The organism is Streptomyces griseicoloratus (assembly GCF_014534645.1).
Lineage (GTDB): Bacteria > Actinomycetota > Actinomycetes > Streptomycetales > Streptomycetaceae > Streptomyces > Streptomyces griseicoloratus.
This window is the reverse complement of the sequence record NZ_JACVQF010000199.1, coordinates 133,945-157,842: the sequence shown is the minus strand read 5'-3', so window position 1 is coordinate 157,842 and position 23,898 is coordinate 133,945. Positions and strand designations below refer to the sequence as shown.

17 protein-coding genes and 1 pseudogene are annotated in these 23,898 nt (G+C 73.3%); 6 read left to right on the top strand and 12 right to left on the bottom strand.

The window, feature by feature from the left end; translation table 11 throughout:
- Positions 1 to 160 precede the first annotated feature (160 nt).
- Positions 161 to 1,024 carry a phosphatidylinositol-specific phospholipase C/glycerophosphodiester phosphodiesterase family protein gene (locus H0H10_RS19770; RefSeq protein ID WP_188182333.1) on the top strand — a complete coding sequence of 288 codons (864 nt, stop codon included), beginning with the start codon at positions 161 to 163 and terminating at the stop codon, positions 1,022 to 1,024.
- 114 nt (positions 1,025 to 1,138) lie between these two features.
- Positions 1,139 to 1,333, top strand: coding sequence for a hypothetical protein (locus H0H10_RS19765; protein ID WP_188182332.1), 195 nt, complete (start codon positions 1,139 to 1,141; stop codon positions 1,331 to 1,333).
- 72 nt (positions 1,334 to 1,405) lie between these two features.
- Here the strand turns inward: H0H10_RS19765 and H0H10_RS19760 are convergent, their stop codons facing one another.
- The 8 genes from H0H10_RS19760 to H0H10_RS19725 form a co-directional block, all read right to left on the bottom strand.
- Entirely contained in the window at positions 1,406 to 1,774 is a 369-nt protein-coding gene (locus H0H10_RS19760) for a DUF779 domain-containing protein (protein WP_188182331.1), read from the bottom strand.
- Positions 1,775 to 1,876: 102 nt separating this feature from the next.
- On the bottom strand, positions 1,877 to 2,266 hold the full coding sequence (locus H0H10_RS19755; RefSeq protein WP_188182330.1) for a luciferase domain-containing protein: 390 nt from the start codon (positions 2,264 to 2,266) through the stop codon (positions 1,877 to 1,879).
- A gap of 133 nt (positions 2,267 to 2,399) precedes the next feature.
- Positions 2,400 to 3,482, bottom strand: coding sequence for a lytic polysaccharide monooxygenase (locus H0H10_RS19750; RefSeq protein WP_188182329.1), 1,083 nt, complete (start codon positions 3,480 to 3,482; stop codon positions 2,400 to 2,402).
- Between the two features lie 242 nt (positions 3,483 to 3,724).
- Entirely contained in the window at positions 3,725 to 5,689 is a 1,965-nt protein-coding gene (locus tag H0H10_RS19745; protein WP_188182328.1) for an SWIM zinc finger family protein, read from the bottom strand.
- The gene (locus H0H10_RS19740; protein WP_373566855.1) at positions 5,686 to 9,351 is read right to left on the bottom strand and encodes a vWA domain-containing protein; all 3,666 of its coding nucleotides are present in this window, start codon (positions 9,349 to 9,351) and stop codon (positions 5,686 to 5,688) included. Before H0H10_RS19740 ends, H0H10_RS19745 begins: the two co-directional genes overlap by 4 nt.
- A gap of 2 nt (positions 9,352 to 9,353) precedes the next feature.
- Entirely contained in the window at positions 9,354 to 10,523 is a 1,170-nt protein-coding gene (locus H0H10_RS19735) for an ATP-binding protein (RefSeq protein ID WP_188182327.1), read from the bottom strand.
- A 429-nt stretch (positions 10,524 to 10,952) separates the two neighbouring features.
- A complete protein-coding gene (locus H0H10_RS19730; protein WP_223180124.1) occupies positions 10,953 to 16,037 on the bottom strand; it encodes a hypothetical protein in 5,085 nt (1,694 codons plus the stop codon).
- Positions 16,034 to 16,888, bottom strand: a complete 855-nt coding sequence (locus tag H0H10_RS19725) for a DUF4132 domain-containing protein (RefSeq protein ID WP_188182326.1) — start codon at positions 16,886 to 16,888, stop codon at positions 16,034 to 16,036. The genes H0H10_RS19730 and H0H10_RS19725 overlap by 4 nt, the downstream gene beginning before the upstream one ends.
- A gap of 254 nt (positions 16,889 to 17,142) precedes the next feature.
- On the opposite strand from H0H10_RS19725, the pseudogene H0H10_RS40075 reads away from it, so the two are divergent.
- Positions 17,143 to 17,435, top strand: a pseudogene (locus H0H10_RS40075) (nuclear transport factor 2 family protein); the annotation flags it as partial.
- Between the two features lie 65 nt (positions 17,436 to 17,500).
- Here the strand turns inward: H0H10_RS40075 and H0H10_RS19720 are convergent.
- The 4 genes from H0H10_RS19720 to H0H10_RS19705 all read right to left on the bottom strand — a co-directional run bounded on the left by H0H10_RS19720 (position 17,501) and on the right by H0H10_RS19705 (position 21,633).
- Complete coding sequence (locus H0H10_RS19720; RefSeq protein ID WP_188182325.1) at positions 17,501 to 18,895, bottom strand: hypothetical protein; 1,395 nt, start codon at positions 18,893 to 18,895, stop codon at positions 17,501 to 17,503.
- Positions 18,892 to 19,683 (bottom strand): alpha/beta fold hydrolase, encoded by a 792-nt coding sequence (locus H0H10_RS19715; RefSeq protein ID WP_188182324.1) that lies wholly within the window; start codon positions 19,681 to 19,683, stop codon positions 18,892 to 18,894. The genes H0H10_RS19720 and H0H10_RS19715 overlap by 4 nt, the downstream gene beginning before the upstream one ends.
- 88 nt (positions 19,684 to 19,771) lie before the next feature.
- The gene (locus H0H10_RS19710; RefSeq protein WP_188182323.1) at positions 19,772 to 21,034 is read right to left on the bottom strand and encodes a cytochrome P450 family protein; all 1,263 of its coding nucleotides are present in this window, start codon (positions 21,032 to 21,034) and stop codon (positions 19,772 to 19,774) included.
- A 191-nt stretch (positions 21,035 to 21,225) separates the two neighbouring features.
- Positions 21,226 to 21,633, bottom strand: coding sequence for a RidA family protein (locus tag H0H10_RS19705; protein WP_188182322.1), 408 nt, complete (start codon positions 21,631 to 21,633; stop codon positions 21,226 to 21,228).
- Positions 21,634 to 21,940: 307 nt separating this feature from the next.
- On the opposite strand from H0H10_RS19705, the gene H0H10_RS19700 reads away from it, so the two are divergent.
- From H0H10_RS19700 to kdpA, 3 genes are read left to right on the top strand one after another with little or no spacing between them, the layout of a single operon-like run.
- Positions 21,941 to 22,129, top strand: coding sequence for a hypothetical protein (locus H0H10_RS19700; protein ID WP_188182495.1), 189 nt, complete (start codon positions 21,941 to 21,943; stop codon positions 22,127 to 22,129).
- Positions 22,126 to 22,215, top strand: a complete 90-nt coding sequence (gene kdpF, locus H0H10_RS19695; protein ID WP_016434100.1) for a K(+)-transporting ATPase subunit F — start codon at positions 22,126 to 22,128, stop codon at positions 22,213 to 22,215. Before H0H10_RS19700 ends, kdpF begins: the two co-directional genes overlap by 4 nt.
- A 7-nt stretch (positions 22,216 to 22,222) precedes the next feature.
- Positions 22,223 to 23,884, top strand: a complete 1,662-nt coding sequence (gene kdpA, locus H0H10_RS19690) for a potassium-transporting ATPase subunit KdpA (protein WP_188182321.1) — start codon at positions 22,223 to 22,225, stop codon at positions 23,882 to 23,884.
- Positions 23,885 to 23,898: the final 14 nt, after the last annotated feature.

Below are 23,898 nucleotides of genomic sequence, written 5' to 3'. Positions count from 1 at the left end.
GCGTCCGCCCCACCCCCGGGCGGGCCTTTCCGTGCGTCCGGCGCGCACGAAGTGAACAGGTGACGGCACTCCGGCCAATTCCCCGCACGACACTGCTCTTTGGCGCCACACGGCTCGCATACTCACTGGGGTCCCGTAAGGCCTACCAGGGAGGCAGAGCATGGCCCTCACCACCCGTCGCAGAGCCCTCACCACCCTCGGCGCCGCCCTCGCGGGCTCGGTCGCCCTGCCCGCCGGCTCCGCGCTGGCGGGCGAACGCACGCACCGCCCGCGCCCGTTGTGGCGCGCCCACGCCCACAACGACTACGAGCACCCCCGCCCCCTCCTCGACGCCCTCGACCACCGCTTCGGCAGCGTCGAGGCCGACATCTACCTCGTCGACGGCCGGCTCCTCGTCGCCCACGACCCCGAGGACCTCGACCCGTCCCGCACCCTGGAGTCCCTGTACCTCGACCCGCTTGCCGCCCGGGTCCGCGCCCAGGGAGGCTGGGTGTACCGGAGCCACCGCCGCCCCCTCCAACTGCTCGTCGACATCAAGACCGAGGGCGCGTCGACCTACCTCGAACTCGACCGGCGCCTGCGCCGCTACCGGCACCTGTTCACCACCTACGCCCACGGCAAGGTGCGCCCCGGCCCGGTCACCGCCGTGATCTCCGGCGACCGTGCGGCCCGCGCGCCGATGGAGACGCAGACCGAGCGCCGCGCCTTCTACGACGGCCGCCTCACCGACCTCGGCACCTCCGCTCCCGCCTCCTTCGTCCCGCTGATCAGCGACAACTGGACGCGCGTCTTCACCTGGCAGGGCGTCGGAGCCTTCCCCGACGCCGAGCGGCGCAGGCTGCACGACATCGTCGGCACGGCGCACGCCCGCGGACAGCGCGTGCGCTTCTGGGCCACCCCCGACCTGGCCGGGCCCGCCCGGGACGCGGTGTGGAGCGAACTGCTGACCGCCGGCGCCGACCACCTCAACACCGACGACCTCGCGGGGCTGGAGGAGTTCCTGGACGCCCACCGGGCCGCCTAGGGCCCCCGCGGACACCACACGTTCGGGGGACAGGTCAGCTCCCCGGACGAACCCTCCGCTACGCCACACTTACGGCCGAAGGCCGCGAAGTGGACGTGGCGGAGGAGGTTGACGATGGCCATTTCCATCTCTGTGGTGCTGCTGCTGTTCGTCCTGGCGGTGATCTTCCTGCGCAACGGCGGCCTGAAGCTCTCGCACGCACTGGTCTGCCTGCTGCTCGGCTTCTACCTGGCCAGCACGAGCGTCGCCCCGACCATCCACAGCGGCCTCAGCGCGACGGCGGACATCGTCGGCAGCCTCAGCCCGTGACGGCACGGCGGCGCCCCCGTGTCCCGCGACGGCACCCCGGGCGTCGCCGGCCGCACGACCGGGGTCGGCCGGCTATGCGCCGACGACGCGAGAACGGATGAGGAAACGCACCCCCTCGGGGGCCTCCAGCGAGAAGCCGCTGCCCCGGCCCGGCACGACGTCCACGATCAGCCGGGTGTGGCTCCACACCTCGTACTGGCTGCGCGACATCCAGAACCCCACCGGCTCCGCGACGCCCTCGACGCCCAGCTCGGCCAGCAGGACGTCCGCGGCACCGGTGCGGAACTCGCCCGCCGGGTAGCACATGGGGGCGCTGCCGTCGCAGCACCCGCCGGACTGGTGGAACATGAGCGGGCCGTGCGCCGCGCGGAGTCTGCGCACCAGCTCGGCCGCGGCGGGGGTGAGCTCGACCCTCGGGGTCTCCTCGTATGAGTCCTGCATGGCCCGTATGCCAGCACGGGGAAGGTTGCGAGAGCGTTGCACGGCCGGCCCGGGACGCGGGTGCGGCGGTGCCCTGGTGCGGGGCACCGCCGCCGGTGCGTCTCAGACCTCGCCGGCGCCGTTGCGGGGCAGCACGGTGACGCGGTGGAAGTTGCATTCCGACCGCGGTTCGGCGGACGGCCAGGTCTGATGGGCCTTCAGTGCGATGCTCACCAGGCTCAGCAGCAGGTCGACGTCCGCGTCGCAGTCGAGGTGCACGGTCACCCAGCGGGACCCGGGGACCAGGTGGATCGCGGTCGAAGCGCCGAGGTCGTAGTGGAAGCGCTGGATGGCCCGGCGGGTGAGGTGGAGGTCCACGTCCCGGTCCGAGTGGAAGTGGACGATCTCGTCGTGGGCGGAGCGGAGCGCCCGACCGGTACCGCAACTGGCCGGCCCCGTGGTGAGGTCGGGCCAGGCTTGCAGCCGCTCCAGGGCGCGCTGGGCCAGAGTCATGCCCCCATCGTCGCCCGATCACCGCGCGGCAACCAGAGGTTGAGCGTTTTGTAACCGGTGTGTGAGGTGTGCGGGACCGCCGAGGCCGTTGGGGAGCGCCGCGCCCGTGCGCGCGGCGCTCCTGCCGGGCGTGCTACGGCGCCACGCAGCCGATCGTCCCCGCGGGCAAGTCGTTGCCCGTGGACGTGGCCGTGAACCCGAAGGTGACGCTGCCGTCCGGGGCGATGACCCGGTTGTGATCGACGTTCCGGACCGTGACGGTGCCGTCGCTGCCGCTGGACAACGAGCCGTTCCACACGCCGCCGATCCTGGTGCCCGCGCCGGGGCGCCACTGCACGGCCCAGCCGTTCAGCGGCTCCGTCCCGTGGTTCATCACCTCGACCGAGCCCTGGAACCCGCCGTTCCAGGAGTTTTCCACCGAGTAGACGGCCATGCAGGAACCGGAGTGCGTCGGGGGCGGCGTCGTCGGGGTGGGCGTCGGCGTCGGAGTGCTGCCCGAGCCGCGGATGCCGGTGACCTCGCCGTTGCCCCCGTCGAAGACCACGTCGGAGCAGGAGAAGAAGTTCTCCTGGCTGTCCGAGCGCACCCACTGGATGAAGATCAACGCGTCGCCCGAGCGGCCGGAGGGCAGCTTCAGGTCCCAGTAGTAGTGCCCGCCGTTGGTGCCCGCCGAGCCCTGCTGGGGCGGGTTGGTGACGGTCTGGATCAGCTCCAGGTCGTCCCAGCCGAGCTCCGACGTGGGCGCCCAGCCGGGCTTCGTCAGATAGACCCGGAAGTCGCCCGGGTGAGCGGCCCAGTTGCTGTACTGCACCTTCATCGTCGCGCCGGACGTCAGATGCGTCCTGGGCCAGTCGGCGCGGGCGGCGTTGTAGGCGGAGAAGTCGTACGGCGACCGGTCGCCGGCGCTGCACAGGGTGCCGTCCGGCACGTACCCGGCGCCCCGCCCGCCCGCGTTGGAGTCGAGCACGGCGAACCAGTTGTACAGCGCCGTCGAACCGCTCCGGTTCAGCGCGTCCCGGCAGGCCGGGTTCGTCGGGTCGAGGGCGCCGGTACCGGTGATGGCGTCCAGTTGGCAGAGGTAGGTCCGCGAGCCGGGCATCATCGCCACGCCGTGCGCCTGCGCCCGGCCCTGCCCGAGGAGGAAGGTCAGGCCGAGCGAGCCGAGGAGGGTGGCCAGTACCGCCGCTAAGGAGATGAGTCTGGTGCGTCGAGCCATGGGGTCTCCTGCCCTGGGTCAGTGTTGATCAGGAACATGACAAAAGCCGGGTCGTGTACGCCGGTTCTGGAACGCGGGAGGCGCCGGCGGCGGGAGCGCTCCCCTCTCCCCACTGATGGGAGCGCTCCCACTCGCCGGTGTGCTGGGGACTGTAGAAGCGGTCGGAGTCCTTGGCAAGACTGTGGGCGCCGGAGTCGTCGAACGAATTTCGAAATGCCTGGTGAGAGCCCTGAGTCCGCGGCTCACCCGGGTGACGGTGACGGCAGCGGGAGGGTCGCGCCCCACGCGACCGCGCACAGAGCACGGTCGAGTTCCTCGGTGCAGACGGCGGCGGCGAGCCAGGCGTGGGCGAAGCGGGCGGTGTCCGCGGGCAGCAGCCTGCCGAAGGGGTCCCGCGAGCGGTGCGCGGCGGCGGAGTGGAGCTCGTCGAGGAGTTCGCCGGCGGTGGCGAGGCCGTGCCGGCGCAGGCGGGCGGTGTCGGCGTCGCGGCTCCCGGGGAAGGCCAGCATGCGGCGGCCACCCGAGGCGGCCTGGTGGACCCGGCGGCGCAGCACATGTACCGGGGCCTCGTCCGGGGCGGGAACGGCCGGGACCGAGGGCATCGGCACGGCGGGAAGGTCCGCGCGGAGGAGCCGGTCGAGACCCAGGTCGACACGGGTCTCGGGGTCGGCGGGAAGGCTGGTGGCCAGGAGCACGGCGCGGGGGAAGGGGGCCGGGGTGAGACGGGCGACGACGCGCAGCCGGGCACCGGTGGCGGACGCGAGAAGACCGAGGTTGTCGCGGTGGGGCAGCGCGGGGTCGTCATGTGCCGCGGCGAGACGGAGCGTCAGGCCGCCGCAGTCGGCGACCAGGCACACGCCCGCCGACTCACGGACCGTGCCGGTGAGGACGACGTCGAGGAACAGCAGGTCCTGATCGGTCGTCAGGGCGCGGGCGGCCTGCTCGGCCACCGGGACGGCCCAGAGCCCGTCGAGCGGCTCTGCGTGCCACGAAGCACCCGACGCGCGCACCGCCCGCACGCCCGCGCCCGCACCCAGGCGTCCCGAGGGGGAGACGGTGGCACCGGACACCGCGAGCCCCGCGCGAGACAGTTCACGGTGCGTCAGAGCCGTGTCCCCGATGCGTACGCTGCGCCCAGCGGCGCCCGTGGCCCGGCCCGCGCCACCCGGGGCGACGTCGGAGACCGTGTAGAGCCGGCCCTCGGCGTCGGCGGTCCAGGTGACGGCACCCGCGTATCCCGTCGCCGTCAGGACGGGCTCGGAGAAGAGCCCGTACAGGCGCAGGGAACCGTCCGGGGTGTACGACTGCCGTACGGTGCCGCGCAACGCGGCGAGTTCCGGACCGGTCGCGCGCGGGAGGCGGTGCGCGATGCGCAGAACCTCGCGGAGGGCGGCCGCCAGGTCGGGCAGCCGGAACCCCGGATCGGCGCTGCGCGCCGCACGCAACGCCGTGACGACGGCGACCGCGCGGCCCGCGGCCCGGGGAAGCCCGGCGAGCCGCGCGGTGTGCGCCGCGCGCAGCAACTCGGCCTGGAGCACGGCACCGGCGCCCTCCGCGCCGGCCTCCAGTACGGCGGCCGCGGCGTCGCGCAGTGCGGCCGCGGCGGTGCGTTGTGCGGCTGTCGCCGTTTCCGGTTCCGCGGTCGGCGCGGTGGTGCCCTCGGCGGCGGATGCCGGCGATTCTCCCGCCGAGCGGGCGGAAGCGGTGAGTGGTCGTGCGGGTGCGGGTGCGGGTCGGGGCTGTGGCGGGTCGGCCTGTGGCTGCGGCGCGCCGGTGGATGGGGCTGATGTGTCCACCGGACCGACGACCGGACCGGCGACCGGGTTTGCGACCGGCTCTGCGATCGGGTCGGTGACCGGGCCTGCGATCGGGTCGGCGACCGGGCCTGTGATGGGGTCGGCGACCGGGTGGGTGACCGGGTCTGCGACCGGTGCGGCCGAGGCCGCAGCGGCCCGGTGCAGGCAGTCGGGGGCGAGCAGGCAGCCGCAGCGGATCGCCTCCGCGCTGGTCACCACGCCGCCGGGAGCGTGCAGTTCGAGGACGGTGTCGTCGTCGAGGGCGATGCGCACCACATCGCCCTCACGGACCGTGGGCCGCCCCGCCACCTTGGCGACGCCTGCGTCCAGCCGCTTGCGCAGGCGGGGCGTCAGCGCCGCGACGAGTTCGGCGGTCACCGCGGGGGCGACCGGCGGAAGGAGCGGGTTCATGCGATCTTCTCTCCTACCCAGCGGGCGAGTTCGAGCGGACTGAGGGCGGCGACGGGCATGCCGGCGGCGACGAGCTGTCCCGCCACACCGGTGGAGTAACGGGGCCGACCCGCGTCGTCGAGGCTCGCGCAGCCCAGGACGTGGCAGCCGGCCCCGACCAGGGCACGGACCTCGGCGAGCAGTCCGCCCAGCGGATACCCCTCCTCGAAGTCGCTGACGACCACGACGAGCGTGCGGGACGGCACCGTGACCAGTTCGCGGGCGTGCCGCAGGCCCGCGGCGATGTGGGTGCCGCCGCCCACGCTGACCTCCAGCAGCAGGGACAGCGGGTCGTCGACGTGATCGGTGAGGTCGACGACTTCCGTCGAGAAGGCCAGGAAGTGCGTGGACAGCGTCGGCACCCCGGCCAGTACCGAGGCGGTGAGGGCGGCCCAGACCGTGGACGCCTCCATGGACCCCGACACGTCGGTGACCAGGACCAGCCGCCAGTCGGCGGCGCGCCGGGCCCGGGCGCGGAAGACGGGGCGCTCGGGGACGACCCGCACGGTGCCGTCCGGGCCTCGGCGGGCGGTCGCGAGGTTGGCCCGCAGTGTACGGGGCAGGTCGAGACCGCCGCCCGGGCGGCGGCTGGGGCGTGGCAGGACCGTGCCGTGCAGCGCGGGGCGCAGCCGCGTGGCCAGTTGCCGGGTCAGCGCGTCCACCAGGCGCCGGACCAGCGGCCGGAGCGCGGCCAGGCGTGCCTCGGGGAGCCCTCCGGCGTGCCGGAGCACGGTGCGCAGCAGGTCGACGGAGGGACGCACACTGTCCGGATCGAGCTCTGCCAGCACGTCCTGCCGGCCGGACGCGGCGGCGGCCGCCAGGACCTCCTCGCGGATGCCCGGCCCGAAGAGCACCGCCAGCTCCTCGGACCACTCCCGCACGCTGGGATAGGGGGCCTCCCGGCCACCACCGCGGCCGCCCGGCCCGGTCAGGTCGCCCCTGCTGCCCTCCCCGCGTCCACTGCCGTACAGCTCGTCCAACGCGGTGGCCACGGCGGACGCGGAGCGCGGCAGCCGGTCGGCACGGCGACCGAGCAGGAGCCGCCAGCGGTCGGCCGGGGCCAGTCGGTGATCCTCCGGGGGGAGCCGACGTTCCTCGGTGGTGGTGGGTGGTGGCTCATGGGCGGGCGTGCCGGACTCTCGCGCGGGGGACTGCGGCAGCAGCCCGAGCGTGCCCAGGGCGGCACGGGCCGCGAGGTCCGCGCGGGTCCACCGGGCGAGGGCGGCGGGGTCCAGGCCGCCGGTGTCGGCGAGATGGCTGGTGGCGAGGCGTTCCTCTACGGCGGCGAGGAGACGGTCGCGGGCGGCCGGGCTGAGGGTGTCGAAGCCTCCGCGCAGCGCCGGGAGCCGGTCCAGGAAGTCCCGGTCGGGCAGCTCGGACACGCGGTCGAGCAGCGGGTCCAGCGCCGGTGCGGCCGCCTCCAGCAGCGGGCCCGCGGCCGTCAGCAGACCGGTGAGCCGGGCGGTGAGCGCGGCCCGGGAGGCGGGGTCGGCCGCCGCATCGACCCAGGAGGCAACGCGCCCCCCGAGCGCCCGGGGGTCCTCGTGCCCCAGGAGCACCCGGACGGCACCCGCGGCGCCGCGCATCAGAGGTGAACCGTCATGCGCGAGGCGGACCAGCGCATCGGTCAGACGGATGCCGCCGAGGACGTCGGCCCGGTGGGCCAGCTCCAGCAGGGCGTGGGCGTCGGCCGGGTCCTCGGAACCCATGAGGCCGTCCACCTGGCGCACCGCGGCGGCGGTGAGCGACTCGGCCAGGGCGGCGGCCCGAGCCGTACGGTCCCCATCGGCGCCGAGCCCGGCGACGTGACCGGCCCGCAACCGGTCCGACAGACTGAGACCGGTGAGGAGTTCGGGCAGTGTGGCGGCGGCCGGCAGCACCTCGGCCGCCTCCGCGAGCCGTGCGTCCGTCAGTCCGGGAAGACCGCACTCCGCCGCCTGGCGAAGTCCCTCCAGCGTCTGCGCGGCCGTAGGACCGCCCTCGTCCCTCTCCGCCCGTCGGCGCTCGCGCAGCACCCCTTCGGCAGCCTGTGCGGGAGTGACCCCGCGGACGCCTGCGGCGGTCAGCATGGCCTCCGTCGCGGGTGTCCAGCGCACTTCCCAACGGGTCGTCAGGGCCTCGGCGCCGCCCGCGCCGGCCACGTCCTTCCTCTCGCCGTACGGCACACCGCACACCGACAGCCGGCGCAGCAGCAGTTCGCGACGGCGGTCGAGGTCGGACCGCAGCGGGTCCAGGCGGAGGTCGCGGGCCGCGCCCGGCGCGTCGGCGCCCGGCCCCGGCAGCCCCAGCGCCGACAGCTCCGCCTCGACGGCCGGGGCGAGGCCGCTGCGCGGTGCGCCCGGGGCGGGACGGCCGCTGCGCGTCCCCACGAGCACCTTCTCCATCGCCCGTGCGACGGCCCGTCCCCTGCCGTACGGCTCGCCCTGGGCGAGTACCGTCTGCACCGCCTCGACCAGTTCTCCCCGGCCCGCGGCGGGAAGCCCACGCAGCCGCGCCAGGTCCGAGGCGAACCGGGTGATCTCGCGTGCGTCGGCGGGCCCCGACGGATGGCCGAGGGCCCGCAGTTCCGCGCACACCCGTACGGCCGCCCCCGTCAGCGCCTCCTCCAGCGCGGCGGGGTCGCCCGCGGACCGCAGGACCAGATGCTGCCACTCCGGGTCCCGGATGCCCGCCGGATAGCCCGACCGCTCGTCCAGAAGCGCGTAGGTGTACGGGATGAGGGACGTCGTCCAGCCCGGCATGACGCTGCCGTCCGGACCGTCCGGCCGTGCCGGGTGCTCCGCACCGGGCCGTGCCCCGGCGGTCGAAGCAGCCAGGGCAGGGGCGTGGAAGGCACCGACGACCACGGCGGCCCGCTCGCCGCTCGCGGTGGCGTCGGCCAGACAGGAGCGCATCCACCGCTCGCGCCGCAGGTCCAGCTCGGGGACCCCGCCGGAGGCGACGGCCTCCTCGCGCAGCGCCCACCCGGTGAGGAGGGCTGCCCGGCGCAGGGCCTCGGGCGGTGAGCCCGGGGCGGTGGCCTCGACGAGCCGGTCCCACAGGTCCTCGCCCGCACGACCGGTGAGCCGGGCGCGGAGAGCCGCGGTGAGGCCGGGGCGACCGGGCCCCGTGCCGGCGCCGGCCGAGGCCGGACCGGACTCCGCGGACGGGGGCGGGGCGTCGCCCGGGCGGAGCACACTGGACGCCGGTGCCGGTGCCGGTGCCGGTGCCGGTGCCGGTGCCGGTGGCGGCGTCGCGTGGCGGCCGTGCTGCCACGCCCGGTCGGCCAGCGGAAGGTCGCAGGCCACGACCCGTACCCCGTTCCGGGCGGCCCACCGTACGGCGACGAGCTCGGGGGAGAAGTCGGCGAACGGATAGAAGGCCGGCCCGCCGCCGCCCTCGGCGGGAGCGGCGGCCAGGGCGACCGGCGCCCGCGTCTCCTCGTGCCCGAGCCACGGCAGCCACTCCTGCATCTCGGCGGGCAGCTCCACCAGCACGACGTCCGGTGCGGCCTCGTCCAGCAACGCCGGGACGGCCGCCGCCAGGGACGGCGCGTGGTGGCGTACGCCGATGAGGTAGGGCGCCGAAGGATCCGTGAGGGCGGCGATCGCTTCGTCGGGGGACAGCGACGGGGAGGCGGACACCGTCAGTCCTCCAGGACCGTACGCAGGTCCCACAGGGTGCGCCAGGTGGCCGAACCCTGCTCGGCCCGGCGCCGGACGGGGCCGTCCCAGTAGCCGCGCAGCCGGGCCGCGTCGGCGGGGTCGTCCTTGCGGACCACGCCGAGGAGATGGCCCGGCAGCAGTCCCAGCACGTCCCGGTCGCCCGGGAAGTACGCCGCCGCCAGCCCCAGCGCACCCGCGACGGACACGGCCTCCGCGGTGCTCATGACAGTGGAGGGCCGCTCGACTTCCCAGCCTTCCGCCGACCGGCCCTCCCGCAGGTCGCGGAAGGCGGTGACGAGGGCCTCCAGCACGGCGTCGTCGACCTGGAACGGCGCCCCCGCCCGCTCCACGGACGCCCGCGCCTGGCTGCGGACCAACGCCGTCTCCGCATCCAGGTCCGGGATGGGGCCGACCGTCTCGAAGTTGAACCGGCGCTTGAGCGCGGCCGACATCTCGGAGACGCCCTTGTCGCGGAGGTTGGCGGTGGCGATGAGGTTGAACCCGGGCGCCGCGTGCGCCAGCGCGTCCTCGGTACCCGCCAGTTCGGGGACGGCGATGCGGCGCTCGGAGAGCAGGGAGACCAGGGAGTCCTGCACCTCCGGCAGGCAGCGGGTGACCTCCTCGACCCGGGCGATGCCGCCCCGGGTCATGGCGGTCAGGACGGGAGAGGGCACCAGTGCCTGCCGGCTGGGGCCCTGGGCCAGCAGCAGGGAGTAGTTCCAGCCGTACTTGAGCTGGTCCTCGGTCGTGCCGGCCGTGCCCTGGACGACCAGACCGCTGGTGCCGCAGACGGCTGCCGACAGCAGCTCGGAGAGCATGGACTTGGCGGTGCCGGGCTCGCCGACGAGCAGCAGGCCGCGTTCGCCGGCCAGCGTGACGACGCACCGCTCGACCAGCGCCCGGTCGCCGACGAACTTGCCCTCCACGACGAGGCGGCGCGGCACGCCCTCGGGCACCTCGGCGTCGTCGGGCAGTCGCAGGGCCACGCCGTCGCTGCCCATGACGAACAGGACGACGGCACGGGGAGTGAGCCGCCAGGCGGGCGGGCGCGGGCCGTCGTCGTACGCGGCGAGGAAGGCCAGCTCGGTGGCGTGACGGTCCTCGGGCGGGACGATCTGGCGGGCGGTGTCGGGGGCGAGGGTGGTGGTCATGGGCGGTTCTTCCGGTGATCGGGGCGGGTGGTCATCGGTGGTGCTCCTCGGGATCCGGGCAGCGTCGTCGGCGGCGCCCAGCGAGTGCTCGGGCGCCGGTCACCTCCGGCCCGCGCTCCTGGCGGATCCGGGCGGTGGGCACCGGAGACCTCGTTGCGGGCGCGGTGGCGGTCGTCTGTGGTTCGGTCCGACGGGTTCGGGCGGTGGGCACCGTAACCGTGATGGCGGGCCCGGGGCGGGGCGGTCATCAGTGGCTTCCGCCCGCGGATTCGGGCGGTCGGCACCGGTGGCCGTGGTGGGGGGCGGTGGCGCGGCGAGGGGCTGGTGACTGTGCGGCAGGCCCGGGTGGTGGCCACCAGTGGGTCCCGGCCGATGGGTTCGGGCGGTCGGCACTGGTGGCCGCCTGTCAGCGGACCCGGGCCGCCGCCGTCATCGGCGCCGGCCCTTCCGCGTGGCACGCGTGGTGAGCTCCTCGTAGGCGGGCGCGTCACCGGAGCGGACCCGCTCCCAGGCCCGGGCGAACAGGGCGGCCACCGGCAGCAGCGGCAGGCTCCGTATCCCCTCGTGCACCGGGTAGAGACCCTCCTTCCAGGTCTCCACCGGCAGGGCGGGCGCCTTGAGGTCGCGCCAACCGCAGGGCAGGAAGAGGGTACGTCCGGCCCGAGGGCGCTTGGCCTCGACGACGAGGTCCGTCGCGGCGAGTTCGGCGCGGGCCTTCTTCAGCCGCGCCGGCTTCCAGCCGGTCCAGCGGGCGCAGTTGCGGTCCGTCGGATCGGGCAGGGCGAGCAACTGCAGATACAGCACTGCCGCGTCCTCGCTCAGACCGTGAACCGCGGCGACCTCGGCGACGAGCTGCGGCGCACCGACCGTGGGGTCCTGAGCGTGTCCGACAGGCCCGTCCCGGTCGGTGCCCGCGTCGAGGGCCGGGGCGAGGTCGTCACCGAGGATCGTCCGCAGCGCCCGCATCCCGGCCCCGCGCGTGGCCCCCACCAACCCGTCGAGCAGTCCGAAGACGGGGTCGTCGGGGCCGGTGAGGCCGGCCGGGCGGACCAGCACGGTCTCCTGGTCGCCGCGCCAGACCCGGAGCACCAGCGCCGCACCCAGCCGTGCCGACCCGTCCGCGTCGGCACCGCCGGTCGCGGGCAGCCCGTATGCCTTGCGCAGTTCGACGGCCGTCGGCCCGCCCTTCTCCGTCCATGAGACGTCGAGATCGAGCAGCAGCCCCGGGTCGGCGACACGACGGCGCAGGGCAACGAGCCCTTCCGGCAGTGCGGCCCGCAGGGGGTGACCGTGGGGCAGGGCGTAGGCGAGGGCCGCGAGGGCGGCGACGGCACCGGTCAGGCCGCGTCCCGAGGGCAGCGCGTCGGGGTCCTCCGGTACCAGCCTGCCGTCCTGGTCGGGCCGCTGGACGGTGGTCCGGCTGAGCCAGGGGGTGCGCCCGGGGTTGAGCACGTCCTCGGCGTAACCCGTGGGCAGGCCGGCGAGGTCGGCGGCCAGGTCCTCGGGCACACGGACGAAGGAACCGAGGCGTTCGGCCCACACCCGGCCCGCGGCGTCCGTGTCCGGCCCGGCCGTCCACAGCTCGGCGGGATCGTCCGGCAGCAGGGCGTCGACGAGTGCCTTGCGGTCGCGGAAGTGAAGCGAGCCCAGCATGCCGTTGCCCACGTCGAGCTGACGCGGCTTCAGTCCGATCAGGGCCAGCGCATCCGCGCCGAGCTGCTGCGGCTTCCCTGCGAGAAGCACCGTGGCCTGGACCGGGCCCAGCCCCGCATCCGTCGCCGCCACGAGCGCGGCGGGCGCCTCGGGACGCCAGGGGGCGGCGCCCTTGTCCCGGATCAGCCGGGCGACGGCGGCGAGCCCGTCAGCCGGGAAGGCCGCGGAGTGCCGGGTCTCCTTTTCCAGGGCGAAGTGGGCGACGGCCCCGAAACCGCCCGACGGATCGTGGTCGAACGCGAGCCAGTTGATACGGCCGCGGGCGTGGTCGACGTTCTTGCAGCCGAGGACGACCACGGTGCGGTCGTCCCGGCGCAGCACCTGACCGGCGCGCTGCTGCTTGTCGTGGGGCTCGCTCAGCACGATCTCGCGCAGTGCGCCCCCGGGAGCGGCGAGCGGCCCTTCGGCCAGCGCCTCGAACAGCAGGAGCAGCGCCTCGCGTTCCGCTTCCGGCAGGACCGGCGAGGCGGCACGGTAGACCAACGGCCGCAGCACGGTCAGGAGCGTCGGCCAGACCAAGCCGATGCCGGGGATCGTGTACTCGTCGCTGTGCCACCCGTCCCGCAGGGCACCGAGGCGCGCGAGGTCCGGCAGCGGTTTTCCGTCGGCGGGCTTCCCGGACAGTACGTGGTTCACGGCGCGGATCTGGCGCAGGGCCGTCCACTGGCGGTTGCCGCCCCAGCCGCCCCACACGGTGGCCAGGCCGTCGGTGGCCGTACGCAGCGTGTGGTCGTCGCCGTGTTCGGGCCGGTGGTCCGCGAACATGCCCTCGGTGCGCCGCGGGTCCGGCTTCGGCCGCTCGGCGGGCGGTGTCACGAACTCGGTGACCAGGCCGGCGATCTGCAGTGCCGTGTGGACCAGGGCGCCCACACCGGTCCGCAGCCGCTCGTCGGTGAGACCGGGAAGCGACCCGTCGAGGGCACCCCGGACCACGTCCTTCACGCTTGGTACGACGGGCTTGTCGTCGGCCGTCGTCCCGGACGCGTCACCGGCCGCGGCCACCTGCGCCTGACGCTCCGCCAGGGCCTGCGCCACGACGCGCAGCACCTCGCCCGCATGCTCGTCGGTCAGCGAGCGCAGGACACCGGACGCCTGCTCGTCACGGGGGCGCAGGGCATGCCAGAAGGCGATCGGCGGCACGAGCGCGGTGCCCGAGGCGAACTCGCCTCCCCGCTCGCCCGGCGTCACCCGGGCGAGCTCGCCCGCGCAGGTGTCGTCGTCGGGAGCGAACAGCACGACCCGGTGGTGGAGGAGCGCGGCGACGGGTCCGGCACCTCCGGGAAGCCGCAGCGCACCGAGCGGCACGGCACGCGGCCGTCCCCGGTCACCCCGCAGGGTGACGGTGCGGCCGTCCGGCGTCCCTGTGGTCGTGCGCTGCTCGGCGCCCTCGTCGTCGGCACGCACCCAGCGGCCCAGCACGGTGCCGTCGGTGCCGAACGGGCTGTTCTCCAGGCCCGGTTGCAGAGGCAGCACGTGACAGTGCTCCTGCAGCAGGCTCGCGTCGTCGCGGATGCCGGACCGGAGGAAGGCGGGCAGGGACGCGCGCCCGTGGGTGCCGGTCTCCGGGTCGTACTCCAGCCACACCTGCCGGAGCCCCTGGCGGCCCTGACGCCAGTACCTCGTGCCGTCCCCGATGACCGGGCGACTGGACGGCAGCACGGTGTCGCCGGCGTGCAACGTGCGCCCGCCGGTGGCGCGGCCGCCGCCGGGCAGGGGGATCGACGGGGTGCCGGCGTCGTTGCCTCCCCACCAGGGCGTCGTCCGATCGTCGTCGAAGGTGACGACCTCCGACGGCCGGGCGGACCAGTAGCCGCGCTGCTTGCCGTCGTGCCACCACATCACCAGCAACTCGCCGTCGGTGTAGCGGAACTGCGGGCGCTGCCAGCGGTCGAGGTCGGCGGGCAGGCGCAGGTCGTGTTCGAGAACCACCTCGTCCGGTCCGACGACGACCGCCTTGTGCCCGCGGCTCAGGATCAGGTGGGGCCAGGCCTCGTTCACCGTCAGCGAGTTGTCGCGGTCCTTGCGTGTCTCGGTGTCGAGCAGCCGAAGGGCGTCGTCGAGGGCGGGCCAGCCCAGCTCGTCCAGGATGCCGGCGTGCAGCGTCCGCGCGAGCAGGGGCGCGATGTCGTACGCCCCGACACGGGTGACTGCTTCGGGGTTGACCCGCGGGGCCACGGAGCGGAAGGGACGCAGCCGGTGCAGGGCCTCGCGGGCCCCGGGCAGGCCCGCCGCCGCGTCGAGCCGGGCGGCCGCGTCGTCGAGCCACTCGCGCAGCACGTCGCTCAGCACGGGGTGGTCGGCGAGGTGTTCCAGCAGCCGGGAGGCCGCACGGTCGTTGCGGAGCGCGCCGACGGCCCGGAGCAGCAGGGGACGCAGCCGTGGGTCCGCTGCGACGGCGCCCAGGTCACGCCGTCCCGGCTCTGTGTCACGCGCCCAGCGCTCCAGCCCGAGGTGTACCTGGGCGCCGGGATCCGGCAGGGCGAGGGGGATGCCCTCCGCCACGCACAGGTCCAGCAGGTTGATGTCGGCACCCGCGTACCGGCGGCCCCCGAACAGGTCGACCGCCCGCCCGTCGGCTCGCAGCCGCGGCGCCATCCGGGCGACGAGGCCGAGGGTGGCGGCGGAGCGGCCGCAGAGCGTGGCACCGTGTTTGCGGTGGGCGGCCCAGCGGCCGAGCCAGTCCGCCGCGTCCACCTCGTCGGCCGCTTCGCCGGCCTCGCCGGTCAGCAGCCGGTCGGCACCGCACTCCGTCAGCAGCGTGAGCCAGAACTCGTCGTCCTCGGTGCTGCGGCCCAGCCCGGTCGGCATGATCTCCAGCAACCGCGTCCGCACGGCCGGCCGCTCTTCGGCCAGCACGGGCAGGACGGCCCGGTAGGCGTTCCAGAACGAGGCGGGTGCCCGGACGGCCGCGGGCGAGGCGATCAGATCGGCCACAAGGGCACACTCCGCTTCGACCCGCGCCAGCCCGGCGGCCTTGATCAGCACGCGGGCGTCCTGCGGCAGCGATGCGTACGGCGGCATGCCGGCCGCGCAACGCTCCACGGTCAGCTGCCGGAACTGCTCCCACGCCTGCCCGGCGTCGAGCCGGCCGGAGAGGTCCTTCACATGCTGCTTGAGCGCCTTGACCGTCAGCGCTCCGGCGAACGCGAACTCCAGGAAGACGGCGCGTTGCCGCTCCTCGTCGACGGGGAGCGCGTGCACCCGTTCGGCCTCGCGGGCCTTGCCGAAGAAGGCGGCGGCGTACGTCGTGTTCTCGTGCTGGAGGAAGATGCGGGCCGCCTGCTCGTAGAAGGTGGGCAGGAAGTGCGGCACGGCCCGGCCGAGGCGTTCGCCGAGCGCCTCGAAGCCCTCCTTGGCCGTCCCGGGACGGGACTTGGCCTGCCGCGCGAGCCGCTCGACATCCTTGACCAGGGCCAGCGCGTGGTGTCCGTTGGCCGGGTCGTTGACCAGTGCCCAGGCGGGGAAGCCGAGTGTCTCCCGGCGCACCTGCCCGACCTCGGGCGCCTCCGGGTCCCGGACCAGACCGAGGAAGTCCAGCGCCAGGTCCTCCGCCTCGCCGAGGGTGCCCGGCACCAGCCGGACGACGGCGCGGCCGTCCAGGGCGGGGTGCGCGTAGCTGCGGACGGTGAGGGTGTCGGCGTCCTCCCGGCCCGTGGTGCCGGGCGGCAGGATGGCGCCCGCGTCGAGCAGGGCGGCCGCGACGGCCTCGTCGTGGAGGAGGCTGCCCGGTGCGGTGGTGCCGCCGGCCACGGGGCCGGTCGCGAGGGCGCCGGGTGCGGTGTTCTCGCCGGCCGTGCTCATGCCGCCTGCTCCTCGTCCTCGATGTCGCGCCCCGCGTACAGGGCGGCGGCCATGCGCATGCCCTCCGACCAGGCCACCGGCCCGACCTGGCCGAGCCGGAGCTCCCGGCCGGCGGCGTCGGTCCACATCAGGGGGCCGGTCTCCGTCTCCTCGTAGCCGTCGTAGTCGCCGACCCAGACCCGGGCCTCGACGCCGCGGCCGTCCTCCAGCACGGAGCAGACGGCATACCCGCCGCGGACGCGGTAGCCGAGCTGGGTGACCCGCCCGTGCAGGAACCGCAGCTCCTTGAACGCGCCGCCCGCGTACTCCTCGACCGCCGTGCTCCCGGCGTCGAGCGCGGCCGGGCGGTGCCACACCTCGCGGAAGAGCTGCTGGGCCCGCTGCTCGACACCGAGTTCGACGGCGAACTCCCGCAGTTCCTCAAGGTCTTCCAGAAGCACGGGATGCGGCAGGCGGACGAGGTCGGGGGCGATGCGCACCGTGTCCCCGTCGAGGTCGACGAGACCGAGCCCGCGCTCGGGGTCGGCGTCCCGCAGGAACCCCGCGACCTCACCGTCCGCACCGGTGACGACGAGATCGCGCAGGGCGGACCGCCAGGCGGGGTCGGGCCACACCCGGGCGATGACGGCGAGGGGCACGGGCAGCGACCGGACCATCCACCGCTCCACGTCGGTGAGGCACTGGCGTTCGTGCCGCTCCAGCCACTCGGCGAGCTGCCGCAGGCCGATGACGGCGGGTTCGTCCGCGAGTTTGGCCGGAACCGACTTCAGCCGCCGCCCGGCCGCGTTGCGGCAGACCACCTTCCCGCCGTCCAGGGCGACCTCGTAGTCGCCGGCCGTCACCCACCCCATCCGTGCCTCCCCGCACCGAAGCGATCAAGTGCTGAAAACTGTAGGCGAGACCACTGACAACGCCGCCGGGCCCGGTCCGCCGACCGCCGGCGGACGCGTCCGGTGCCAGGTGGTCACCGCTGGCGGTGAGTTGGGTGGCCGCCGAGCCGTGGGCAGGGCCCGCATCGCGTCGGCGGAAGAGACGGCACGATGACTTGGTGACGCTTCATGGCGACTCAGCCCCTCAAGTCCCTCCCGGTTCTCCTCCTTCTCCTGTGCTCCTTGATCCTCTGGATCGTCTGATCGCTGAACGGTCGTGCGAGCGCCTGATCGTCGAGTTCGTCCGCGAGCTCGACTTTGGGGAACCGAGCGCGGTGGCCGACTTGCCGAGGGCAACCGCAGGATCCAGGGGCGCGACGCGCTTCGGACCCACTTCGGTTCCCGTCCCGCCGACCGGCTCTCACGTCGTGTCTGCACGAACATCCTGGTGACGGTCACGTCCGAGTCGACCGCGGAGGCGACCACGTACTTCACGACGTACCGCGTCGACGGTCATGCGGGTGGCATGCCACTCGTTCCACGTACCTGGCCCTTGCCGGGCCGACTGACCACGTCGGTGCGGCCGCCACCACTTCACCGCATCGGACGCCAGACGATCTCCTCTCGGCCGGTGAGCGCTGCGGCTGCGCTCGTGATGTCGAGTGACGGGGGCAGCGGACAGCGGGTGCGGATCTTGCTCAGTGCCCGGTGCGAGCGGACGAAGCTCGCGAAGTCGCGGGGGTACGCGGCGGCATCCACGCCGGTGAGGAGGCCGATCTTGCGGGCGCGGGCGGCCGTACACCGCCAGTCCTGTGCGCCGGCCAGACCGATGGAGTCGGTGCCGTGGTTGAACAGCAGGATCCGGATCTCGTCGTAGGGGGCGGAGGCGTCCAGGTAGGCCTCGAGGTGCGCACGGAAAGCCTGCGTGCCGAACACGGTCCAGTACGGCACCGATCCGGTGCGCAGGGCCCACCAGGGTTCGAGCAGGAGGAACGACTCGACGAGAAGTCGCCCGGTGGGCAGACCGCGGTCGGCGTACCAGGTCCGGTACAGGTCGGCCACGGCGGGGCTGAGGCGTTGCGGGGTGTCGAAACGCAGCAGCTGCGCATCGAGCCCGCGCGGTCCGGCGAAGGCACGGATGTCGTCGAGCAGGGTGGGATCCGTGCCCCACTCCGCTTCCGGGCTGTCGCCGTCGGCCGCGGGCGGATCCCAGCGGCGCACGGGGGAACCGTAGCGGGCCAGCAGGCCGGCGACGCGTGGACCGCCCAGGCGATACTCCTCGGGCGTCGCGTCGCCGAGGGCACCGAACTGGAACACGTACCGGTCGTCGATCCTGGTGGTGGGCCAGCGCAGTGTGCAGTCGACACCGACGAGCATGCCGCCGGGGGCCAGATGGTCGCGGATGAACCGACGGTAGGCGGCAGGGAGCCGGTGCCACTTGATGCGGAAGTACGTCATTCCGGCGATCATGAGACGGTCCTGGTTGGGGTCGTGCATGTGGTGCAGTACCAGGTCCGGGTTGGACGCGACCAGTGTCCGGCCGGCCTCACCGACGGCGGCCAGGTCGCCGCGCGGATCGTCCGGAGCGACACCCCGGCGGCGAACGGGCAGCAGCAGCGTCTGCGGCAGCCAGGCCGCATCGAGGGCGGCGGCCAGGTGCACCAGGGCACCATTGGCGGATCCGATGAAGATCACTGGGTAGCGGCGCCGGGGGTAGTGACCGGTCACCCACTCGGCGAGTGCGTCCGAACGCACCTCGCCGACGCGGTGCTGCGGGATGGCCTCCGCCCAGCCACTGACCGCGTACGCCCGTTCCCGGACTGCGACCGGCAGCCGGTTCAGGCCGCCGAGCAGGCCGGACAGCGGGGACTCGAAGGCGGCGGGGAGCTTGCCGAGAGCCGGGACGTCCCGGCCCGCGAGGAAGCGCGACAGGGCACGCAGCATGCCGGTGGCCGAGTCGAAAGAGGCGATCGCCTTCGACGCCTTCACCTCGCCGACCTCTGCTCCCTCGGTCCCGCTCGACCGCCCGCACCGGCGGCCGCGCATTCGTGAGCGAGGAAATCGACGACGAGACCGGCCAGCGCGTGCGCCTGCCGGTAGGGAACCATGTGGCCGGAGTCCTCCACCACGGCCAGCCGTCCCGCGGGCAGCAGCCGGGTCACCTCCTCGGCCCACTCCTGGGGAACCATCCGGTCCTGCGCCCCGCGAACCACCAGCGTCGGCATGAGGACGTGCGGGAGCTTGTCCTCGATGCGGTCGCGCAGCGACTCGGTGAACGCGCCGAGGACGCGGCGTCCGCCTGCATCGCGGTAGTCGGCCAGGTTCAGCGCGGCCATGGAGACGCTTTCGTGGGGCGCGTTGCGGATCCAGCGCAGCATCTGACGGACGAAGCCGCGGGCGGCCGGGTCGACGGTCGGTCCCACGAGCACCATCCCGGCGATGCGGCCCGGATGCCGCACTGCGGCATCGACGGCCACCTGACAGCCGAAGGACCCGCCGAGGAGCACCACGTCGTCCAGTCCGACGGCGGCCAGCCACTCGACGAGCGCGTCGGCCAGCGCCCGCACTCCGAGCGGGTGCCCGGGGCCGGCGCTGGCACCGAACCCGGGAAGGTCGACGGTCCACGCGTCGTGACGACGGCCGAGGACCTCGATGAACGGGCGGAACTCCCGGCTGGAGACCCCGGCACCGTGGACACACACCACCGGTGGTCTCCGTCCGGCGATCCGCCAGGCCACCGTCGGCCGGCCACTCACCGCCACCGTGATCCGCTGCATGATCCACTCCTACCCGGAATCCGGAAGGATGATCAGCGCATTCCGCCATAGGGTGGGCGATTGGTGCATTCCGTCACGGGAAGGGTGATCAGCGTATTCCATCGTGTCCGTGGTCCCCGGCCGGCGAGGTGGGCCGCAGGTGGACGGGCAGGCTCACGTGTCCGTTGCTGATCAGTGAGGGCAGTGGCCGCAGATCCTCGGCAGGGACGGCCAGGCGCATCCCGGGGAAGCGTGCGAAGAGCATGCGCAGGGCGGCGGCGACTTCGAGACGGGCCAGTGGTGCGCCGAGGCAGAAGTGCACGCCGTGTCCGAAGGCCAGGTGGTCCTTGGCGGGCCGGGTGACGTCGAAGCGGTCGGCGGACTCGCCGTGCCAGCCGGGGTGGCGGTTGGCGGCGGCGTACGAGGCGAGGATCGCCTCGCCCTTGGCGATGGTCCGGCCGTCGGGCAGGGGGATGTCCGTGAGGGCGTAGCGCAGCGGCAGGTGCTTGACGGCGGGTTCGTGGCGCAGGGTCTCCTCGACGACGTCCGCCCAGGCGGCACGGCCGGCGCGGACCTGGCCCAGCTGCTCCGGGGCGGTCAGCAAGGAGGTGATGGCCTGGTCGATGACGTTGACGGTGGTCTCGTACCCGGCGCTGATCATCAGCAGGAGCGTGTCGCGCAGCTCGTCGTCCGTGAAAGCGTCGCCGTCGCCCTCGTCGTCGCGTGCTGCGATGAGCAGGGAGGTCATGTCGTCCCCGGGCTGCTCGCGTTTCGCGGCGATCAGCTGGTCGAGGGCTGCGTAGAGGGCGGCGGTGTTCGCAGCGGCCTGCTCCGCGGTGAGCGTCGTGGCGAAGACACCGTCGACCACGGCGCGGAAACCGTGGCGCTGCTTCTCGGGGACGCCCATCAGCCTGCCGATCACCGCGATCGGCAGGGGATGGGCGAACTGTTCGCGCAGGTCGACGATCTCTCCGGCGGGCCGGGCCTCGAGGTCGTCGAGGAGGTCGGTGATGATCGTTTCCACGGCCGGTTGCAGGGCCTGGACGCGGCGCGCGCTGAACGCCGGCGCGACCATCCGGCGGAGCCTGCGGTGGTCGTCGCCGTAAGCGGTGAACATGTTGCTCACCGCGATCCACAGGGCCAGGGGCCAGGTGGACACGGTGTCGGCGAAGGCGGGCCAGTGTGCGCGGCCGTCCTTGGAGACGTGCTCGCTGGTCAGAAGCCGTTTGAGTAAGCCCGGATCGGTGACCGACCAGGCGGTCACGCCCAGGATGTCCACTCGGGTGGCCGGGCCGCGGGCGCGCAGGGCCTGGTGCTCGGCGTGGTGGTCGGATGCCTCCGGGTCGAGGACGAGTACTGGCTGCTGGGGCACGGAATCTCCTTCAGCGGGTGACGGGTAACAGGAAGGGGGAGGGATTCCATCCGACGGGTGTGAAACGCGCAGTCATCAAGCCCTCGCGAACGTCGCGGAAACGGTCTTGTCGGGGTATGCCCAGCCGACCGGACAGGGAATCGCTCCGCAGGGACGCTGCGGCGCGAGCCGCTGCGCGTGGACTTGCTCATTCAGTCCAGGACTGCGGTGGCCTCGATCTCGACCAGATGCTCCGGGACGTCCAGCGCCGCGACACCGATCAGCGTGGCCGGCGGGACCGGAGTGATCCCCAGCTTCGCAGCCGCCCGGGAGATGCCCTCCAGGAGCGTGGGCAACTGCTCGGGAGTCCAGTCGACGACGTAGAAGGTCAGCTTCGCCACGTCGTCGAAGGAACCGCCCGCCTCGGCAAGGGCGGTGCCGATGTTGAGGTAGCACTGTTCGACCTGCGCGGCGAGGTCACCCTCGCCGACCGTGGTTCCCTCGGCGTCCCAGGCGACCTGGCCGGCGATGAAGACGAGCTTCGATCCGGATGCGATCGACACCTGCCGGTAGACATCGATCTCCGGCAATCCGCTTGGGTTCAGCAGGGTGATGGCCATACCGTCCGCCTCCCTTTCTCATGGTGCGTGTGCTTGGTCTCTAGTGGTTACTCAGGAACCGTAGGAGAGTGTGCGCTGACATGGAAGAACGCACTTTTCGGTGACTGGGGAACCTGATGGTGACCAAGCAGTTCAGGGGCTCGGCCGGGCGCTGCTGATCACCGAGACGCTGGGGGAGGGCACCCTGACGATCGGCGGGCGCGGAGCCCGGGCCGTCCGCCGTCACCGAGCTGTGAGGCAGGTCACCGAGGTCACGGAGGTCTGATCAGCGGTTCCGATCGGGTGCCGTAAGAGTTCCGTCAATCCGGTGCGTGCCGTCGTCAGAGAGCCGTCAACGACCGGTCTGATCCGGCCACCGGAGCGGTTTCCTCTAATCGTCAGTTTCCACCGAACCTCATTCCAGGAGCTCACGATGGCCGATCTGGCCTTCGTCGTCACCACGATCGCGTGCTTCGCGCTGGTGGCTCTCGTCGCCAAGGGGGTGACGAAGCTGTGACCGCCGAGAACATCGTCGGCCTGGTCGTGGCCGTCGCCCTGCTGGGATATCTCGTCCTCGCCCTGATCTTCCCGGAGAGGTTCTGAGCACCCCATGAGCCCCGTCCTCGCCGGCGTCCTCCAGTTGCTCGCCCTCATGGCCGCGCTGGCGCTCGCCTACGTCCCCCTCGGCAACTACATGGCCAGGGTCTACTCCTCGGACAAGCACTGGCGCGTCGAGAAGTGGATCTACAAGGGCATCGGTGCCGACCCCGACACCGAGATGCGCTGGCCCGCGTACCTGCGCGGCGTCCTCGCCTTCTCCGTGATCGGTGTCCTCTTCCTCTACGCCCTCCAGCGGCTCCAGGGCGTGCTGCCCGGTTCGCTGGGCTTCTCCTCGATCGATCCGGACCAGGCGTTCAACACCGCCGCGTCGTTCGTCGCCAACACCAACTGGCAGTCGTACTACGGCGAGCAGGCCATGGGCCATGTCGTGCAGACCGCCGGTCTGGCCGTGCAGAACTTCGTCTCCGCGGCCGTCGGGATCGCCGTCGCCGTGGCGCTGGTGCGCGGGTTTGCGCGCTCGCGCACCGGTGAGCTGGGCAACTTCTGGGCCGACCTGGTCCGCGGCACCGTCCGCGTCCTGGTGCCGATCGCCGCGGTCGCCGCGGTCGTCCTGGTGGCGTGCGGCGTCATCCAGAATTTCTCCGGCATCCACGAGGTCGGCCAGTTCACGGGCGGCACGCAGGAGTGGAACGGCGGCGCGGTCGCCTCGCAGGAGGTCATCAAGGAGCTCGGCACCAACGGCGGCGGCTACTTCAACGCCAACAGCGCCCACCCGTTCGAGAACCCCACCCCGTTCACGAACCTCTTCGAGATCTTCCTGATCCTGCTGATCCCGTTCTCCCTGACCCGCACCTTCGGCGTCATGGTCGGCAGCGTGAAGCAGGGCTACGCGATCCTCGCCACGATGGGCACCATCTGGCTCGGCTTCGTCTCCCTGATGATGTGGACCGAGTTCGCCCACCACGGCCCGGCCTTCGAGCTCGCGAACGGGGCGATGGAGGGCAAGGAGGTCCGTTTCGGCATCGGCGGCTCGTCGATCTTCGCCGTCTCGACCACGCTCACGTCCACCGGTGCGGTGGACTCCTTCCACTCCTCCTTCACCGGCCTCGGCGGCGGCATCACCATGCTCGGCATGATGCTGGGCGAGATCGCGCCCGGCGGCGTGGGCTCCGGCCTCTACGGCATGCTGATCATGGCGATCATCGCGGTGTTCATCGCTGGACTGATGGTCGGCCGCACCCCCGAGTACCTGGGCAAGAAGATCGGCACCCGCGAGATCAAGCTGGCGGCCTGCTACATCCTCGTCACGCCGACGCTGGTGCTCGTCTTCACCGCGTTCGCGATGGCCCTGCCGACCCCCGCGAACTCCATGACCAACAGCGGTGCGCACGGATTCTCCGAGATCCTGTACGCCTACACGTCGGCCTCGAACAACAACGGCTCGGCCTTCGCCGGTCTGAACGCGGACACGCAGTGGTTCAACACCACGCTGGGCATCGCGATGCTGCTGGGCCGCTTCGTGCCGATGGTGTTCGTGCTGGCGTTGGCCGGCTCGCTCGCCGGGCAGCAGCCGGTGCCGGCCACCGCGGGCACCCTGCGGACCGAGAAGCCGCTGTTCACCGGCCTGCTGGTCGGCGCCATCCTGATCATCACCGGTCTGACGTACTTCCCCGCGCTCGCGCTGGGCCCGCTCGCCGAGGGGCTGGCGTGATGACCACCCGTACT